Below are 15145 nucleotides of genomic sequence, written 5' to 3'. Positions count from 1 at the left end.
CTCTTGTACCCCTAAATTTGGCGGGGCTTGTGCCCTGTCATTTGCTTTTCTTGTAAGACAATAGCGTCGCAAGACAACAGTGGAGCTAGTAGATGGCAACTATCAACCAGCTGGTACGTCAGCCGCGTAAGCGTATCGTCGAGAAATCCGACGTGCCTGCGCTGCAGAACTGCCCGCAGCGTCGCGGTGTGTGCACTCGTGTGTATACCACCACGCCGAAAAAACCTAACTCGGCATTGCGTAAAGTCTGCCGTGTGCGCCTGACCAACGGTTTCGAGGTTTCCTCGTACATCGGTGGTGAAGGTCACAACCTGCAAGAGCACAGCGTGGTACTGATCCGTGGCGGTCGTGTAAAAGACTTGCCAGGTGTTCGTTATCACACCGTTCGTGGTTCTCTGGATACCTCCGGCGTTAAAGGCCGTAACCAGGGTCGCTCGAAATACGGTACCAAGAAGCCTAAGTAGTATTTGGTTTCTGATTAAAATTGCAGATTTCTATTTTTCTGAGTCGATAAGAGTAAGGTCGGGCGCATCCTGTTCAGGATGGTGGTCCCGAGCTAACCTGAAGACCGTTTGAGGGCTTATCCATGCCAAGAAGACGCGTAGCAGCCAAGCGCGAAGTGCTTGACGATCCAAAATACGGAAGCCAGATTCTGGCGAAGTTCATGAACCACGTGATGGAAAGCGGCAAGAAAGCCGTTGCCGAGCGTATCGTTTATGGCGCGCTGGAGAAGGTTAAAGAGCGTAAGAACAGCGATCCCCTGGAAATCTTCGAGAAAGCTCTCGACGCCATCGCTCCGCTGGTCGAAGTAAAGTCGCGCCGTGTAGGCGGTGCTACTTACCAGGTTCCTGTCGAAGTTCGTCCGTCCCGTCGTAATGCTCTGGCAATGCGTTGGCTGGTAGACTTCGCGCGCAAGCGCGGCGAGAAGTCTATGGCTCTGCGTTTGGCTGGCGAACTGTTGGACGCCGCCGAAGGTAAAGGTGCTGCGGTCAAGAAGCGTGAAGATGTGCACCGTATGGCTGAGGCCAACAAGGCTTTCTCGCACTACCGCTTCTAATTTCAGCGTCACTAATTTTGCGAGGGCTTTATGGCTCGTACTACACCGATTGGCCGTTACCGTAACATTGGTATCGTCGCTCACGTGGATGCTGGTAAAACCACCACCACCGAGCGCGTCCTTTTTTACACCGGCAAAAGTCACAAGATGGGCGAGGTGCATGACGGCGCCGCGACCACGGACTGGATGGTTCAAGAGCAGGAGCGTGGTATTACCATTACTTCTGCTGCCATCACTGCCTTCTGGCAGGGTTCGGAAAAGCAGCACAAGGACCAGTATCGCTTCAACGTCATCGATACCCCGGGCCACGTTGACTTCACCATTGAAGTTGAGCGTTCCCTGCGTGTACTCGACGGCGCGGTCGTGGTGTTCTGTGGTACTTCCGGCGTAGAGCCGCAGTCCGAAACCGTATGGCGTCAAGCCAACAAGTACGGTGTTCCACGTATCGTTTACGTGAACAAGATGGACCGTGCCGGTGCTAACTTCCTGCGCGTTATCGCTCAGATCAAGCAGCGCCTGGGCCACACTCCAGTGCCGATCCAGTTGGCTATCGGTTCCGAAGACAACTTCCAGGGTCAGATCGATCTGATGTCCATGGAAGCTGTTTACTGGAACGATTCCGACAAGGGTATGGTTCCTGTTCGCAAGCCGATCCCTGAAGAGCTTCAGGAGCTGGCTGACGAGTGGCGCAGCAACATGGTCGAGGCTGCGGCCGAAGCCAATGAAGAACTGATGAACAAGTACCTCGAAGGTGAAGAGCTCACCAACGCGGAAATCAAGGCCGCTCTGCGTCAGCGCACCATTGCTGGCGAGATCGTTCTGGCTGTTTGCGGTTCTTCGTTCAAGAACAAGGGCGTTCCCCTGGTTCTCGACGCCGTGATCGACTACCTGCCAGCTCCAATCGATATTCCTGCTATCAAGGGTTCCGATCCTGATAACGAGGAAATTCAAATGGAGCGTCATGCAGACGACGACGAGCCGTTCTCGGCTCTGGCGTTCAAGATCGCTACCGACCCATTCGTGGGCACCCTGACCTTCGTCCGCGTTTATTCGGGCGTGTTGGCATCCGGCGACGGCGTGATCAACTCGGTCAAGGGCAAGAAAGAGCGCGTGGGTCGTATGGTGCAGATGCACGCAAACGCCCGCGAAGAGATCAAGGAAGTACGCGCTGGCGACATCGCGGCCCTGATCGGCATGAAGGACGTCACCACTGGTGAAACCTTGTGCAACGCTGACAAGCCAATCATCCTGGTTCGCATGGACTTCCCGGAGCCGGTTATTTCGGTTGCCGTTGAGCCAAAGACCAAGGATGACCAGGAAAAAATGGGTATCGCACTGGGCAAACTTGCTCAGGAAGACCCGTCTTTCCGCGTAAAAACTGATGAAGAGACTGGTCAAACGATCATCTCTGGCATGGGCGAGTTGCACCTGGACATCCTGGTTGACCGGATGCGCCGTGAGTTCAACGTCGAAGCCAACATCGGCAAGCCTCAGGTTTCCTATCGTGAGCGCATCACGAAGAACTGCGAAATCGAAGGCAAGTTCGTTCGTCAATCCGGCGGTCGTGGCCAGTTCGGTCACTGCTGGATCCGTTTTGCGCCTGCTGACGAAGGTCAGGAAGGTCTGCAATTCGTGAACGAAGTGGTGGGTGGTGTTGTTCCTAAGGAATACATCCCGGCTATCCAGAAGGGTATCGAAGAGCAGATGAAGAACGGCGTTGTTGCCGGCTATCCGCTGATCGGCCTGAAGGCTACCGTGTTTGATGGTTCTTACCACGACGTCGACTCGAACGAGATGGCGTTTAAGGTGGCTGCTTCCATGGCGACCAAGCAACTGGCCCAGAAGGGCGGTGGTGAGTTGCTTGAGCCGATCATGGCGGTAGAGGTTGTTACGCCTGAAGACTATATGGGTGACGTGATGGGCGACCTTAACCGTCGTCGCGGCATGATTCTGGGTATGGAAGATACGGTTTCCGGCAAGGTTATCCGCGCCGAGGTTCCGTTGGGTGAGATGTTCGGTTATGCGACCGACGTTCGCTCCATGTCTCAGGGTCGCGCAAGCTACTCTATGGAATTCAAAAAATACAATACAGCGCCGTCGCACATCGTCGAAACTGTAACCAAAAAACAAGGCTGATTCAGCGCCTTTAGGCTAGGAGTTATTTGTCGTGGCTAAAGAAAAATTTGAACGTAACAAACCGCACGTCAACGTTGGCACCATCGGTCACGTTGACCATGGTAAAACCACGCTGACCGCAGCTCTGACTCGTGTTTGCTCCGAAGTTTTCGGTTCCGCCAAGGTTGACTTCGACAAGATCGACAGCGCCCCGGAAGAGAAGGCTCGTGGTATCACCATCAACACCGCTCACGTTGAATACGATTCGGCCGTTCGCCACTACGCGCACGTTGACTGCCCAGGTCACGCCGACTACGTAAAAAACATGATCACCGGTGCTGCGCAGATGGACGGCGCTATCCTGGTTTGCTCCGCTGCTGACGGCCCGATGCCTCAGACTCGCGAGCACATCCTGCTGTCCCGTCAGGTTGGCGTTCCGTACATCGTTGTCTTCCTGAACAAGGCTGACATGGTTGACGACGCTGAGCTGCTGGAACTGGTTGAAATGGAAGTGCGTGACCTGCTCAGCACTTACGACTTCCCAGGTGACGACACTCCGATCATCATCGGTTCGGCTCTGATGGCTCTGAACGGCCAAGACGACAACGAGATGGGCACTACTGCTGTCAAGAAACTGGTTGAAACTCTGGACAGCTACATCCCAGAACCAGTTCGTGCTATCGACAAGCCGTTCCTGATGCCAATCGAAGACGTTTTCTCCATCTCCGGTCGCGGTACTGTTGTAACCGGTCGTGTTGAGCGTGGCATCATCAAGATCCAGGAAGAAGTAGAAATCGTAGGTCTGCGTGACACTACCAAGACTACTTGCACTGGCGTCGAGATGTTCCGCAAGCTGCTGGACGAAGGTCGTGCTGGTGAGAACTGCGGCGTTCTGCTGCGTGGCACCAAGCGTGACGACGTTGAGCGTGGCCAGGTTCTGGTCAAGCCAGGCACCGTCAAGCCGCACACTCAGTTCGAAGCTGAAATCTACGTTCTGAGCAAGGAAGAAGGCGGTCGTCACACTCCGTTCTTCAAAGGCTATCGTCCACAGTTCTACTTCCGTACTACCGACGTAACTGGTAGCTGCGAACTGCCGGAAGGCACCGAAATGGTTATGCCAGGTGATAACGTTAAAGTTTCCGTTACCCTGATCAAGCCTATCGCAATGGAAGACGGTCTGCGTTTCGCTATCCGTGAAGGCGGTCGTACCGTCGGCGCTGGCGTCGTAGCCAAAATCATCGCCTAAGCGTTGATGTCTTGAAAGAGCCCCCGCCTTGCGGGGGCTTTTTTATTGGGTTGACACCCTGTCTGCTCGTCTATAGAATTGCGCCTCCTTTTAACGGGCGTATTGCGCTCGGTGGGAACAGCAATCTGGAGTCTGAATCCAATGCAAAACCAGCAAATCCGTATCAGGTTGAAGGCTTTTGACCATCGCCTGATCGACCAATCAACCCAGGAAATCGTGGAAACCGCGAAACGTACTGGTGCACAGGTGCGTGGTCCGATTCCACTGCCGACTCGTAAAGAGCGGTTCACCGTTCTGGTTTCTCCGCACGTCAACAAAGACGCGCGCGACCAGTATGAGATCCGTACTCACAAGCGCGTTCTGGACATCGTCCAGCCAACGGATAAAACCGTTGACGCTCTTATGAAGCTCGATCTTGCGGCCGGTGTGGAAGTTCAGATCAGCCTCGGCTAAGACTTGGGTCTTAGTCGTGTAACGCTCTGAAATGGGCGGCCATAGCGGGTGAAAGCCCCGTACACTCATGAGGTTTACAACATGACTATTGGTGTAGTCGGTCGTAAATGCGGTATGACCCGTATTTTCACCGAAGAAGGTGTCTCCATTCCGGTCACGGTCATTGAGATCGAGCCGAATCGCGTCACTCAGTTCAAAACCGAAGAAACCGATGGCTATCGTGCAGTGCAAGTCACTGTCGGCGAGCGTCGCGCTTCGCGTGTTACAGCCGCTCAGGCTGGCCACTTCGCCAAGGCGAACGTAGCTGCCGGTCGTACCATCATGGAATTCCGTCTTGAAGAAGGCGACTACCAGGCTGGCGATCTGATCAACGCTGAAATCTTCGCTGCAGGTCAACTGGTTGATGTAACCGGTCAGTCCAAAGGTAAAGGCTTCCAGGGTACGATCAAGCGCTGGAATTTCCGTGGTCAGGATAACACCCACGGTAACTCCGTCTCCCACCGCGTCCCGGGCTCTATCGGCCAGTGCCAGACTCCTGGTCGTGTATTCAAGGGCAAAAAAATGTCCGGTCATATGGGCGCTGAGCGCGTGACCGTGCAGTCCCTGGAAGTAGTGCGCGTGGACGCTGAACGCAATCTGTTGTTGGTCAAGGGTGCTGTTCCTGGCGCTACTGGCGGCAACCTGGTTGTACGTCCGGCAGCCAAGGCTCGCGGTTAAGGGGAAGCTGACATGCAATTAAATGTAAATGACGCTCAAGCAATCGAAGTTTCCGAACTGACATTTGGCGGCGAATTCAACGAGACGCTGGTTCACCAGGCAGTCGTGGCCTACATGGCTGGCGGTCGTCAGGGTAGCAAGCAGCAAAAGACCCGTTCTGACGTATCCGGTGGCGGTAAGCGCCCATGGCGTCAAAAGGGTACTGGCCGCGCTCGTGCCGGTACTATCCGTAGCCCAATCTGGCGTGGCGGCGGTACCACTTTCGCAGCTCGTCCACAGGACCACTCTCAGAAGCTCAACAAGAAGATGTATCGCGCAGCACTGCGCTCCATCCTTGCTGAACTGGTTCGTACTGATCGTCTGGTCGTGGTTCAGGACTTCGCTGTTGAAGCACCGAAAACCAAAGACTTGCTGAGCAAGCTGAATGGCATGGGTCTGACTGATGTCCTGATCGTGTCTGACGCTGTTGACCAGAATCTGTACCTGGCTGCTCGTAACCTGCCGCACGTTGATGTTCGTGACGTACAGGGTTCCGATCCAGTTAGTCTGATCGCATACGACAAGGTGTTGATCACCGTGTCGGCCGTGAAGAAATTCGAGGAGCTGCTGGGATGAACCAGGAACGCGTATTTAAAGTTCTACTTGGCCCGCACGTTTCCGAAAAGGCCACGGTTCTGGCTGACAAGAAAGGCCAGTTCGTTTTCAAGGTTGCAACTGACGCAACCAAGCTGGAAATCAAGAAGGCCGTCGAAAGCCTGTTCAGCGTGAAAGTAGAGCGTGTTACTACCCTGAATGTTCTGGGTAAGAGCAAGCGCACTGCTCGCGGTCTGGGCAAGCGTAATGACTGGAAGAAGGCAGTTATCTCCCTTCAGCCAGGCCAAGATCTCGATTTCAGCAGCAGTGCTGAGTAAGGAAGGGGTGCATCATGGCAATCGTTAAATGCAAACCGACTTCCCCTGGCCGCCGTTTTGTGGTCAAGGTGGTCAACCAGGAGCTGCATAAAGGCGCTCCTCACGCACCGCTGCTCGAGAAAAAATCGAAGTCTGGTGGTCGTAACAACAATGGCCGTATCACTACCCGTCACATCGGTGGTGGCCATAAGCAGCATTATCGTCTGGTCGACTTCCGTCGCAACGACAAAGATGGCATCGCTGCCACTGTCGAGCGTATCGAATACGATCCAAACCGTACTGCTCACATTGCTCTGCTGCTTTACGCAGACGGCGAGCGCCGCTACATCATCGCCCCTAAAGGCGTGAGTGCTGGCGACCAGCTGATTGCGGGTGCTCTGGCACCAATCAAGCCGGGCAACGCTCTTCAACTGCGCAACATTCCAGTTGGTAGCACCGTACACGGCATCGAATTGAAGCCAGGTAAAGGCGCACAGATCGCACGTTCCGCTGGTGCTTCCGCACAGCTGATCGCTCGTGAAGGTGTGTACGTAACCCTGCGTCTTCGCTCCGGTGAAATGCGTAAAGTATTGGCTGAATGCCGTGCAACGCTTGGCGAAGTCTCGAACTCCGAGCACAGCCTGCGTTCGCTGGGTAAAGCTGGTGCCAAACGCTGGCGTGGCGTTCGCCCAACCGTTCGTGGTGTTGCCATGAACCCGGTTGACCACCCACATGGTGGTGGTGAAGGTCGTACCTCTGGTGGTCGTCATCCGGTATCGCCGTGGGGCTTCCCGACTAAGGGCGCGAAGACTCGTGGTAATAAGCGTACCGACAAAATGATCGTCCGTCGTCGCAAGTAAATAGAGGGATACGACAGTGCCACGTTCTCTGAAAAAAGGTCCTTTTATTGATCTTCACCTACTGAAGAAGATCGAAGTGGCGGCGGAAAAGAACGATCGCAAACCAGTTAAAACCTGGTCGCGTCGTTCGATGATCCTGCCACAAATGGTCGGTTTGACCATTGCAGTGCATAACGGTCGTCAGCATGTTCCCGTTCTCGTGAGCGAAGACATGGTCGGCCATAAACTAGGCGAGTTTGCCGGTACCCGCACATATCGTGGGCACGTGGCAGACAAGAAAGCCAAGCGTTAAGGGGTAAGGAACGATGGAAGTAGCCGCTAAGTTGTCGGGCGCTCGAATCTCCGCCCAGAAAGCCCGCTTGGTCGCCGACCAGATCCGCGGGAAGAAGGTGGGCGAAGCGCTCAACCTGTTGGCTTTCAGCAGTAAGAAAGCCGCCGAGATCCTGAAGAAAGTGCTGGAGTCGGCTGTAGCCAACGCCGAGCATAACGAAGGCGCAGACGTTGATGACCTTAAGGTCTCCACCGTTTTCGTCAACGAAGGGCGTTCGCTGAAGCGAATCATGCCACGTGCCAAAGGCCGTGCTGATCGCATCGTCAAGCGGTCTTGCCATATCACTGTCAAGGTTGCTGACAAGTAACGGAGTCGAAGAGATGGGTCAGAAAGTACATCCCATTGGCATTCGCCTGGGAATCGTCAAGGAGCACACCTCCGTCTGGTACGCCGACGGTCGGACTTATGCGGACTATTTGTTCGCTGATCTGAAGGTGCGAGAGTATCTCCAAGACAAACTAAAAAGCGCGTCCGTAAGCCGTATCGATATCCATCGTCCGGCTCAGACTGCACGTATCACCATCCACACCGCTCGTCCCGGCATCGTGATCGGCAAGAAAGGTGAAGATGTTGAGAAACTGCGTCAGGACCTGACCAAGCAAATGGGTGTGCCTGTGCACATCAATATCGAAGAGATCCGCAAGCCGGAGCTGGACGGTATGTTGGTTGCGCAGAGCGTAGCTCAGCAGCTGGAGCGTCGCGTAATGTTCCGTCGCGCTATGAAGCGCGCTGTACAGAACGCAATGCGCATTGGTGCCAAAGGCATCAAAATCCAAGTGAGCGGTCGTCTCGGCGGTGCTGAAATCGCACGTACTGAATGGTATCGCGAAGGGCGTGTGCCATTGCACACCCTGCGTGCCGACATCGACTATGCCAACTACGAAGCTCACACCACTTATGGTGTGATCGGTGTAAAGGTTTGGATCTTCAAAGGCGAAGTAATTGGTGGTCGCCAAGAAGAACTGAAACCACAAGCACCAGCGCCTCGTAAAAAAGCTGCTAAGTAAGGGGTACGCCAAATGTTGCAACCAAAGCGTACGAAGTTCCGCAAGCAGATGACCGGCCACAACCGTGGTCTGGCACTGCGCGGTAGCAAAGTCAGCTTCGGCGAGTTCGCGCTGAAGTCTGTTGCTCGTGGTCGTCTCACCGCTCGTCAGATCGAGTCAGCGCGTCGTGCTCTGACCCGTCACGTAAAACGTGGCGGCAAGATCTGGATCCGTGTATTCCCGGACAAGCCTGTCACCAAGAAGCCACTCGAAGTTCGGATGGGTAAAGGTAAGGGTAACGTCGAGTACTGGGTTGCCCAGATTCAGCCAGGCAAAGTCCTGTATGAAATCGAGGGTGTTACTGAAGAGCTGGCGCGTGAGGCTTTCGCCCTGGCTGCTGCAAAGCTGCCACTCGCCACCTCCTTTGTTAAGCGGACGGTGATGTGATGAAAGCGAATGAACTTCGTGAAAAATCAGCACAGCAGCTGAACGAGCAACTGCTCGGCCTGCTGCGCGACCAGTTCAATCTGCGTATGCAGAAAGCAACTGGCCAGTTGGGGCAGTCTCACCTGCTCTCGCAAGTTAAGCGTGACATCGCTCGCGTGAAGACTGTGCTCAACCAGCAGGCAGGTAAGTAATCATGGCTGAAGCCGAAAAAACCGTCCGTACGCTGACTGGCCGTGTCGTCAGCGACAAGATGGACAAGACCATCACCGTTCTGATTGAGCGTCGCGTAAAGCACCCAATCTACGGTAAATACGTTAAGCGTTCGACTAAGCTGCACGCGCACGACGAAACCAACCAGTGCCATATCGGCGACAAGGTCACGATTCGTGAAACTCGTCCGGTAGCCAAGACCAAGTCTTGGGCGTTGGTTGATATCCTCGAACGCGCTGTGGAAGTCTAAGGGCTAAGGGTCGGAGAAATTATATGATTCAGACTCAATCCATGCTCGATGTGGCCGATAACAGCGGCGCACGCCGCGTTATGTGCATCAAGGTGCTGGGTGGCTCCCATCGTCGTTACGCTGGTATCGGTGACATCATCAAAGTAACCGTGAAGGAAGCAATTCCGCGCGGCAAGGTGAAGAAAGGCCAAGTGATGACTGCTGTTGTAGTCCGCACTCGCCATGGCGTTCGTCGTGCAGACGGCTCCATCATCCGCTTCGATGGCAATGCTGCTGTTCTGTTGAACAACAAGCAGGAGCCGATCGGTACCCGTATCTTTGGGCCAGTGACGCGTGAACTTCGTACTGAGAAGTTCATGAAGATCGTCTCGCTCGCCCCAGAAGTTCTGTAAGGAGATCCGACATGCAAAAGATTCGTCGTGACGACGAGATCATCGTGATCGCCGGCAAAGACAAAGGTAAGCGCGGTAAGGTGCTCAAGGTTCTCGCTGACGACCGTCTGGTCGTTGGTGGGATCAACCTGGTGAAGCGTCATACCAAGCCTAACCCGATGTCGGGCGTACAGGGCGGTATCGTCGAGAAAGAAGCGCCACTGCACGCTTCCAACGTCGCCATTTTCAACGGCGCAACCAACAAGGCTGACCGCGTTGGTTTCAAAGTTGAAGACGGCAAGAAAATTCGTGTCTTCAAGTCGACCCAAAAAGCGGTTGATGCTTGAACACTGCTAGGTAGAAGACCATGGCACGACTAAAAGAGATTTACCGGAAGGAAATCGCTCCGAAGCTTAAGGAAGAACTTAAGCTCGCGAACGTGATGGAAGTTCCGCGCGTTACCAAAATCACCCTGAACATGGGTCTGGGCGAAGCGATCGGCGACAAGAAAGTCATCGAGCACGCTGTTGCTGACCTGGAAAAGATCACCGGTCAAAAAGTCGTTGTGACTTACGCTCGGAAATCCATCGCTGGCTTTAAAGTCCGTGAAGGATGGCCGATCGGCGTCAAAGTGACTCTGCGCCGCGATCGTATGTATGAATTCCTGGATCGTCTGCTGTCGATCTCCCTGCCTCGGGTTCGCGACTTCCGCGGCCTGAATGCCAAGTCCTTCGATGGTCGTGGTAACTACAGCATGGGCGTGAAAGAGCAGATCATTTTCCCGGAAATCGACTACGACAAGATCGATGCTCTCCGCGGTCTGGACATCACCCTGACCACCACTGCCAAGAACGATGATGAAGGCCGCGCATTGCTGCGTGCTTTCAAATTCCCGTTCCGCAACTGATTGGAGTAGGAAAATGGCCAAGAAGAGCATGAAAAACCGTGAGCTGAAGCGTCAGCTCACTGTTGCCAAGTACGCCAAGAAGCGTGCTGAGCTTAAAGCAATCATCGTTGATCTGAACGCAAGTCCAGAAGCGCGTTGGGAAGCTACCGTAGCTCTGCAGAAGCAACCACGTGACGCAAGCGCTGCACGCATGCGTAACCGTTGCCGCATCACTGGTCGTCCACACGGCGTTTACCGCAAGTTCGGCCTTGGCCGTAACAAGCTGCGTGAAGCTGCCATGCGTGGCGACGTACCAGGTCTGGTTAAAGCCAGCTGGTAAGGCGCAACTCTCGCTTCAATCCGATCGACGGCGCAGGTTGTCGGTTGGAATGAAGCCTGAATTTGAATCAAGCCCCTTTTGGGGCTTGATTCATTTCTGGGGTAGGACTAGAATTGCCGGCTCGCCTGAGTCCGTGTTTTCACTTGCCCGGAAAATCTCGGCGATAAGCTGTAGCCGTAAGGCTAATTATTTTGTTTTAGGAGCGTCTAGCCCATGAGTATGCAGGACCCGTTAGCGGACATGCTAACTCGTATCCGTAATGCCCAGATGGCTGAAAAGCCCGTCGTAAGCATGCCATCTTCCACGTTGAAGGTTGCTGTAGCAAAAGTCCTGAAGGACGAAGGCTACATTGCGGGTTATCAGATCAGCAGCGAAGTTAAACCATCGCTGTCCATCGAGCTTAAGTACTTCGAAGGCCGTCCGGTCATTGAAGAAGTTAAGCGCGTCAGCCGCCCAGGCTTGCGTCAGTACAAGTCCTCCGACGATCTGCCAAAAGTTCGTGGCGGTCTCGGTGTGTCTATCGTCTCCACCAACAAAGGTGTGATGACGGATCGTGCTGCGCGCGCTGCCGGTGTCGGTGGCGAAGTGCTTTGCACTGTGTTCTAAGGGGGGATAAGCATGTCACGCGTAGCTAAGAACCCCGTTAAGTTGCCATCCGGCGTCGAAGTCAAACTCGTCGGTCAGCAGCTTTCGGTGAAGGGTGCGAAGGGCACTCTAGAACTGAACGTCCATTCGTCTGTTGAGATTGTTGAAGAAGCTGGTGAGCTGCGTTTCGCTGCTCGCAATGGCGATCAACAAACCCGCGCAATGGCCGGCACAACTCGTGCACTGGTTAACAACATGGTCCAGGGCGTAAGCCAAGGCTTCGAGCGCAAGCTCCAGCTGGTCGGTGTTGGTTACAAAGCGCAAGCAAAAGGCACGGTCCTGAACCTGGCACTTGGCTTCTCGCACCCGGTGGATTACGAATTGCCGAATGGCATCACCGCTGAGACCCCCAGCCAGACCGATATCCTGATTCGCGGTATCGATAAGCAGTTGGTTGGTCAAGTGGCCGCTGAGATCCGCGACTTCCGCCGTCCTGAGCCTTACAAAGGCAAAGGTGTGCGTTACGCGGACGAAGTCGTCCGCCGTAAAGAAGCCAAGAAGAAGTAGGGCATAGCAAATGACCGTCAAAAAAGTTACCCGACTGCGTCGCGCTCGCAAAGCACGCCTGAAAATGCACGAGCTGGAAGTCGTGCGTCTCTGCGTGCACCGCTCTTCGCAGCACATTTATGCCCAGGTCATTTCGGCCGACGGCAGCAAAGTCCTGGCAAGCGCCTCGACTTTGGACAAAGAACTGCGTGATGGCGCCACTGGCAACATCGACGCGGCCACTAAGGTTGGCAAGCTGGTCGCCGAGCGTGCAAAAGCCGCGGGCGTATCGCAAGTGGCTTTCGACCGTTCTGGCTTCAAGTACCACGGCCGTGTCAAAGCGCTGGCTGATGCTGCTCGTGAAGGCGGGCTGGAGTTCTAAGTTATGGCAAATAACGACCAAAAACGCGACGAAGGCTACATCGAGAAGCTGGTTCAAGTTAACCGCGTGGCCAAAACCGTAAAAGGCGGCCGTATCTTCACTTTCACTGCGTTGACCGTAGTGGGTGATGGTAAAGGGCGCGTTGGCTTCGGCCGTGGCAAGTCACGTGAAGTGCCTGCTGCAATCCAGAAAGCGATGGAAGCTGCTCGCCGCAACATGATCCAGGTGGATCTGAACGGCACCACACTGCAGTACGCAATGAAGTCCGCCCATGGCGCTTCGAAGGTGTACATGCAGCCTGCTTCTGAAGGTACCGGTATCATCGCTGGCGGCGCTATGCGCGCAGTGCTGGAAGTTGCTGGTGTTCAGAACGTGTTGGCCAAGTGCTACGGCTCGACTAACCCTGTAAACGTGGTTCACGCCACTTTCAAGGGTCTGAAGGGCATGCAGTCTCCTGAGTCCATCGCTGCCAAACGTGGCAAGCGTGTTGAGGAGATCATCTGATCATGGCTACCGTAAAAGTAACGCTGATCAAAAGCATGACCGGCCGCATCCCTAATCACAAATTGTGCATTAAGGGTTTGGGTCTGCGTCGCATCGGTCACACTGTAGAAGTCCTGGATACTCCCGAAAATCGCGGGATGATCAACAAGGCTTACTACATGCTGCGAGTCGAGGGTTAATCGATGAAACTCAATGATCTGAGTCCAGCGCCGGGTTCCCGTCGCGAAAAGCATCGTCCGGGCCGTGGTATCGGTAGCGGTTTGGGTAAGACTGGTGGCCGCGGCCACAAAGGTCAGACCTCCCGCTCCGGTGGCACCATTGCTCCGGGCTTTGAGGGCGGCCAACAGCCGCTGCATCGTCGCCTGCCAAAATTCGGTTTCGTTTCCCTGAAAGCCATGGACCGCGCAGAAGTGCGTCTGTCCGAGCTGGCCAAAGTGGAAGGCGACATCGTAACTGTGCAGACCCTGAAGGATGCCAACGTGATTAACCAGAACGTACAGCGTGTGAAAATCATGCTGTCGGGCGAAGTTACTCGCGCTGTCACCATCAAAGGTATCGCCGCCACCAAAGGTGCGCGTGCGGCTATCGAAGCAGCTGGCGGCAAGTTCGAGGAATAAATGGCTAAGCAAGGTGCTCTCTCTGCGCTCGGCAAAGGCGGTATGTCTGAACTCTGGGCTCGTCTGCGTTTTCTGTTCCTGGCGATTATCGTCTACCGAATAGGCGCACACATCCCGGTTCCAGGTATCAACCCGGACCGACTCGCAGAACTGTTTCGACAGAATGAGGGGACCATTCTTAGCTTGTTCAACATGTTTTCCGGTGGCGCGCTGGAACGGATGAGCATCTTTGCACTGGGGATCATGCCGTACATTTCGGCATCGATCATCATGCAGTTGATGACCGCCGTCAGCCCGCAACTGGAGCAGTTGAAGAAGGAAGGTGAAGCTGGCCGTCGCAAGATTAGCCAGTACACCCGCTATGGCACCGTAGTCCTGGCTCTGGTTCAAGCTGTCGGCATGTCCGTCGGCCTGGCCAGTCAGGGCGTAGCGTTTTCTGGGGACCTGGGTTTCCATTTTGTGGCCGTAACCACCTTCGTGGCAGGTGCGATGTTCATGATGTGGCTGGGCGAGCAGATTACCGAGCGCGGTGTCGGCAACGGTATCTCGATGTTGATTTTCGCAGGTATCGTCGCCGGTCTTCCGAGAGCGATAGGGCAGTCTTTCGAGTCTGCACGTCAGGGTGATATCAATATCTTCGCTCTGGTCGCAATCGGTTTGCTGGCAGTAGCGATCATCGGTTTCGTGGTCTTCATTGAGCGTGGTCAGCGTCGTATCGCCGTTCACTACGCCAAGCGTCAGCAGGGCCGCAAGGTCTTCGCTGCACAGACAAGCCACTTGCCGCTGAAAGTGAACATGGCTGGTGTGATTCCGGCCATTTTTGCGAGCAGCATTTTGCTGTTCCCGGCTTCGCTGGGTTCCTGGTTTGGTCAGTCTGAAGGTCTGGGCTGGTTGCAGGACATCTCGCAGTCGATCGCTCCTGGTCAGCCGTTGAATATTCTGCTGTTTAGTGCAGGGATTATTTTCTTCTGCTTCTTCTATACGGCGTTGATGTTCAATCCGAAAGACGTAGCGGAAAACCTGAAGAAGTCCGGTGCCTTTATTCCGGGTATTCGTCCAGGCGAGCAGTCGGCGCGCTACATTGATGGCGTTCTGACTCGTTTGACCATGTTCGGTGCTCTTTATATGACGGCCGTGTGTCTGCTTCCCCAGTTTCTGGTGGTTGCGGCAAACGTACCGTTCTACCTTGGCGGGACCTCGTTGCTGATCGTGGTCGTGGTTGTGATGGACTTCATGTCTCAAGTGCAATCTCACCTCGTTTCGCACCAGTATGAATCCCTGATGAAGAAAGCCAACCTGAAGGGCTACGGTGGCAGCGGCGGTATGCTGCGCTGAAGCACCCCTAAGGTTCG

The 15145-nt window shown here is 54.7% G+C and carries 26 protein-coding genes; all 26 read left to right on the top strand.

The window, feature by feature from the left end; translation table 11 throughout:
* Nucleotides 1-92 precede the first annotated feature (92 nt).
* A complete protein-coding gene (gene rpsL / locus AC0IXS_RS11555) occupies nt 93-464 on the top strand; it encodes a 30S ribosomal protein S12 (RefSeq protein WP_002555494.1) in 372 nt (123 codons plus the stop codon).
* A gap of 122 nt (nt 465-586) precedes the next feature.
* The gene (gene rpsG / locus AC0IXS_RS11550; RefSeq protein ID WP_002555493.1) at nt 587-1057 is read left to right on the top strand and encodes a 30S ribosomal protein S7; all 471 of its coding nucleotides are present in this window, start codon (nt 587-589) and stop codon (nt 1055-1057) included.
* Nucleotides 1058-1087: 30 nt separating this feature from the next.
* Entirely contained in the window at nt 1088-3193 is a 2106-nt protein-coding gene (gene fusA, locus AC0IXS_RS11545; protein ID WP_004883662.1) for an elongation factor G, read from the top strand.
* Between the two features lie 31 nt (nt 3194-3224).
* Nucleotides 3225-4418 (top strand): elongation factor Tu, encoded by a 1194-nt coding sequence (gene tuf, locus AC0IXS_RS11540; protein ID WP_025995600.1) that lies wholly within the window; start codon nt 3225-3227, stop codon nt 4416-4418.
* A 141-nt stretch (nt 4419-4559) separates the two neighbouring features.
* On the top strand, nt 4560-4871 hold the full coding sequence (gene rpsJ / locus AC0IXS_RS11535; protein ID WP_003186070.1) for a 30S ribosomal protein S10: 312 nt from the start codon (nt 4560-4562) through the stop codon (nt 4869-4871).
* An 81-nt stretch (nt 4872-4952) separates the two neighbouring features.
* A complete protein-coding gene (rplC, locus tag AC0IXS_RS11530; protein ID WP_024687032.1) occupies nt 4953-5588 on the top strand; it encodes a 50S ribosomal protein L3 in 636 nt (211 codons plus the stop codon).
* A 12-nt stretch (nt 5589-5600) separates the two neighbouring features.
* Nucleotides 5601-6203: a 50S ribosomal protein L4 gene (rplD, locus tag AC0IXS_RS11525; RefSeq protein WP_004883668.1), complete on the top strand. Its 603-nt coding sequence runs from the start codon at nt 5601-5603 to the stop codon at nt 6201-6203.
* Nucleotides 6200-6499 (top strand): 50S ribosomal protein L23, encoded by a 300-nt coding sequence (gene rplW / locus AC0IXS_RS11520; protein WP_002555488.1) that lies wholly within the window; start codon nt 6200-6202, stop codon nt 6497-6499. The genes rplD and rplW overlap by 4 nt, the downstream gene beginning before the upstream one ends.
* Nucleotides 6500-6513: 14 nt before the next feature.
* Nucleotides 6514-7338, top strand: coding sequence for a 50S ribosomal protein L2 (gene rplB, locus AC0IXS_RS11515; protein WP_003186055.1), 825 nt, complete (start codon nt 6514-6516; stop codon nt 7336-7338).
* A gap of 16 nt (nt 7339-7354) precedes the next feature.
* Nucleotides 7355-7630, top strand: a complete 276-nt coding sequence (rpsS, locus tag AC0IXS_RS11510) for a 30S ribosomal protein S19 (protein WP_004883670.1) — start codon at nt 7355-7357, stop codon at nt 7628-7630.
* Between the two features lie 13 nt (nt 7631-7643).
* Complete coding sequence (rplV, locus tag AC0IXS_RS11505; protein ID WP_002555485.1) at nt 7644-7976, top strand: 50S ribosomal protein L22; 333 nt, start codon at nt 7644-7646, stop codon at nt 7974-7976.
* 13 nt (nt 7977-7989) lie between these two features.
* Complete coding sequence (rpsC, locus tag AC0IXS_RS11500) at nt 7990-8676, top strand: 30S ribosomal protein S3 (RefSeq protein WP_003176422.1); 687 nt, start codon at nt 7990-7992, stop codon at nt 8674-8676.
* Nucleotides 8677-8688: 12 nt separating this feature from the next.
* Nucleotides 8689-9102 carry a 50S ribosomal protein L16 gene (gene rplP, locus AC0IXS_RS11495; protein ID WP_002555482.1) on the top strand — a complete coding sequence of 138 codons (414 nt, stop codon included), beginning with the start codon at nt 8689-8691 and terminating at the stop codon, nt 9100-9102.
* Nucleotides 9102-9293 (top strand): 50S ribosomal protein L29, encoded by a 192-nt coding sequence (rpmC, locus tag AC0IXS_RS11490; RefSeq protein WP_002555481.1) that lies wholly within the window; start codon nt 9102-9104, stop codon nt 9291-9293. The genes rplP and rpmC overlap by 1 nt, the downstream gene beginning before the upstream one ends.
* 2 nt (nt 9294-9295) lie before the next feature.
* Nucleotides 9296-9562 carry a 30S ribosomal protein S17 gene (gene rpsQ, locus AC0IXS_RS11485; RefSeq protein ID WP_002555480.1) on the top strand — a complete coding sequence of 89 codons (267 nt, stop codon included), beginning with the start codon at nt 9296-9298 and terminating at the stop codon, nt 9560-9562.
* A gap of 23 nt (nt 9563-9585) precedes the next feature.
* On the top strand, nt 9586-9954 hold the full coding sequence (rplN, locus tag AC0IXS_RS11480; protein WP_002555479.1) for a 50S ribosomal protein L14: 369 nt from the start codon (nt 9586-9588) through the stop codon (nt 9952-9954).
* A gap of 11 nt (nt 9955-9965) precedes the next feature.
* Nucleotides 9966-10280: a 50S ribosomal protein L24 gene (gene rplX / locus AC0IXS_RS11475; RefSeq protein ID WP_002555478.1), complete on the top strand. Its 315-nt coding sequence runs from the start codon at nt 9966-9968 to the stop codon at nt 10278-10280.
* A 20-nt stretch (nt 10281-10300) separates the two neighbouring features.
* On the top strand, nt 10301-10840 hold the full coding sequence (gene rplE, locus AC0IXS_RS11470) for a 50S ribosomal protein L5 (protein ID WP_004883677.1): 540 nt from the start codon (nt 10301-10303) through the stop codon (nt 10838-10840).
* Nucleotides 10841-10853: 13 nt separating this feature from the next.
* Entirely contained in the window at nt 10854-11159 is a 306-nt protein-coding gene (rpsN, locus tag AC0IXS_RS11465) for a 30S ribosomal protein S14 (protein ID WP_002555476.1), read from the top strand.
* Between the two features lie 213 nt (nt 11160-11372).
* A complete protein-coding gene (rpsH, locus tag AC0IXS_RS11460) occupies nt 11373-11765 on the top strand; it encodes a 30S ribosomal protein S8 (protein WP_004883681.1) in 393 nt (130 codons plus the stop codon).
* A gap of 12 nt (nt 11766-11777) precedes the next feature.
* Nucleotides 11778-12311, top strand: a complete 534-nt coding sequence (rplF, locus tag AC0IXS_RS11455; RefSeq protein ID WP_004883684.1) for a 50S ribosomal protein L6 — start codon at nt 11778-11780, stop codon at nt 12309-12311.
* A gap of 10 nt (nt 12312-12321) precedes the next feature.
* Nucleotides 12322-12672 (top strand): 50S ribosomal protein L18, encoded by a 351-nt coding sequence (rplR, locus tag AC0IXS_RS11450; protein ID WP_002555473.1) that lies wholly within the window; start codon nt 12322-12324, stop codon nt 12670-12672.
* Nucleotides 12673-12675: 3 nt separating this feature from the next.
* On the top strand, nt 12676-13176 hold the full coding sequence (gene rpsE / locus AC0IXS_RS11445; protein WP_024687031.1) for a 30S ribosomal protein S5: 501 nt from the start codon (nt 12676-12678) through the stop codon (nt 13174-13176).
* A 2-nt stretch (nt 13177-13178) separates the two neighbouring features.
* Nucleotides 13179-13355 (top strand): 50S ribosomal protein L30, encoded by a 177-nt coding sequence (gene rpmD / locus AC0IXS_RS11440; protein ID WP_003444363.1) that lies wholly within the window; start codon nt 13179-13181, stop codon nt 13353-13355.
* Between the two features lie 3 nt (nt 13356-13358).
* Complete coding sequence (gene rplO / locus AC0IXS_RS11435; protein WP_004883688.1) at nt 13359-13793, top strand: 50S ribosomal protein L15; 435 nt, start codon at nt 13359-13361, stop codon at nt 13791-13793.
* On the top strand, nt 13794-15128 hold the full coding sequence (gene secY / locus AC0IXS_RS11430) for a preprotein translocase subunit SecY (protein ID WP_004883689.1): 1335 nt from the start codon (nt 13794-13796) through the stop codon (nt 15126-15128). It begins immediately after the preceding gene.
* Nucleotides 15129-15145 lie beyond the last annotated feature (17 nt).

It is taken from the genome of Pseudomonas sp. AC016 (assembly GCF_979253365.1).
This window is presented reverse-complemented; position numbering and strand designations above follow the sequence as displayed.

Coding starts and splice junctions, on each gene's coding strand:
- rpsL (WP_002555494.1), top strand. CDS start 93: ATGGCAACTATCAACCAGCTGGTACGTCAGCCGCGTAAGCGTATCGTC.
- rpsG (WP_002555493.1), top strand. CDS start 587: ATGCCAAGAAGACGCGTAGCAGCCAAGCGCGAAGTGCTTGACGATCCA.
- fusA (WP_004883662.1), top strand. CDS start 1,088: ATGGCTCGTACTACACCGATTGGCCGTTACCGTAACATTGGTATCGTC.
- rpsJ (WP_003186070.1), top strand. CDS start 4,560: ATGCAAAACCAGCAAATCCGTATCAGGTTGAAGGCTTTTGACCATCGC.
- rplC (WP_024687032.1), top strand. CDS start 4,953: ATGACTATTGGTGTAGTCGGTCGTAAATGCGGTATGACCCGTATTTTC.
- rplD (WP_004883668.1), top strand. CDS start 5,601: ATGCAATTAAATGTAAATGACGCTCAAGCAATCGAAGTTTCCGAACTG.
- rplW (WP_002555488.1), top strand. CDS start 6,200: ATGAACCAGGAACGCGTATTTAAAGTTCTACTTGGCCCGCACGTTTCC.
- rplB (WP_003186055.1), top strand. CDS start 6,514: ATGGCAATCGTTAAATGCAAACCGACTTCCCCTGGCCGCCGTTTTGTG.
- rplV (WP_002555485.1), top strand. CDS start 7,644: ATGGAAGTAGCCGCTAAGTTGTCGGGCGCTCGAATCTCCGCCCAGAAA.
- rpsC (WP_003176422.1), top strand. CDS start 7,990: ATGGGTCAGAAAGTACATCCCATTGGCATTCGCCTGGGAATCGTCAAG.
- rplP (WP_002555482.1), top strand. CDS start 8,689: ATGTTGCAACCAAAGCGTACGAAGTTCCGCAAGCAGATGACCGGCCAC.
- rpmC (WP_002555481.1), top strand. CDS start 9,102: ATGAAAGCGAATGAACTTCGTGAAAAATCAGCACAGCAGCTGAACGAG.
- rpsQ (WP_002555480.1), top strand. CDS start 9,296: ATGGCTGAAGCCGAAAAAACCGTCCGTACGCTGACTGGCCGTGTCGTC.
- rplN (WP_002555479.1), top strand. CDS start 9,586: ATGATTCAGACTCAATCCATGCTCGATGTGGCCGATAACAGCGGCGCA.
- rplX (WP_002555478.1), top strand. CDS start 9,966: ATGCAAAAGATTCGTCGTGACGACGAGATCATCGTGATCGCCGGCAAA.
- rplE (WP_004883677.1), top strand. CDS start 10,301: ATGGCACGACTAAAAGAGATTTACCGGAAGGAAATCGCTCCGAAGCTT.
- rpsN (WP_002555476.1), top strand. CDS start 10,854: ATGGCCAAGAAGAGCATGAAAAACCGTGAGCTGAAGCGTCAGCTCACT.
- rpsH (WP_004883681.1), top strand. CDS start 11,373: ATGAGTATGCAGGACCCGTTAGCGGACATGCTAACTCGTATCCGTAAT.
- rplF (WP_004883684.1), top strand. CDS start 11,778: ATGTCACGCGTAGCTAAGAACCCCGTTAAGTTGCCATCCGGCGTCGAA.
- rplR (WP_002555473.1), top strand. CDS start 12,322: ATGACCGTCAAAAAAGTTACCCGACTGCGTCGCGCTCGCAAAGCACGC.
- rpsE (WP_024687031.1), top strand. CDS start 12,676: ATGGCAAATAACGACCAAAAACGCGACGAAGGCTACATCGAGAAGCTG.
- rpmD (WP_003444363.1), top strand. CDS start 13,179: ATGGCTACCGTAAAAGTAACGCTGATCAAAAGCATGACCGGCCGCATC.
- rplO (WP_004883688.1), top strand. CDS start 13,359: ATGAAACTCAATGATCTGAGTCCAGCGCCGGGTTCCCGTCGCGAAAAG.
- secY (WP_004883689.1), top strand. CDS start 13,794: ATGGCTAAGCAAGGTGCTCTCTCTGCGCTCGGCAAAGGCGGTATGTCT.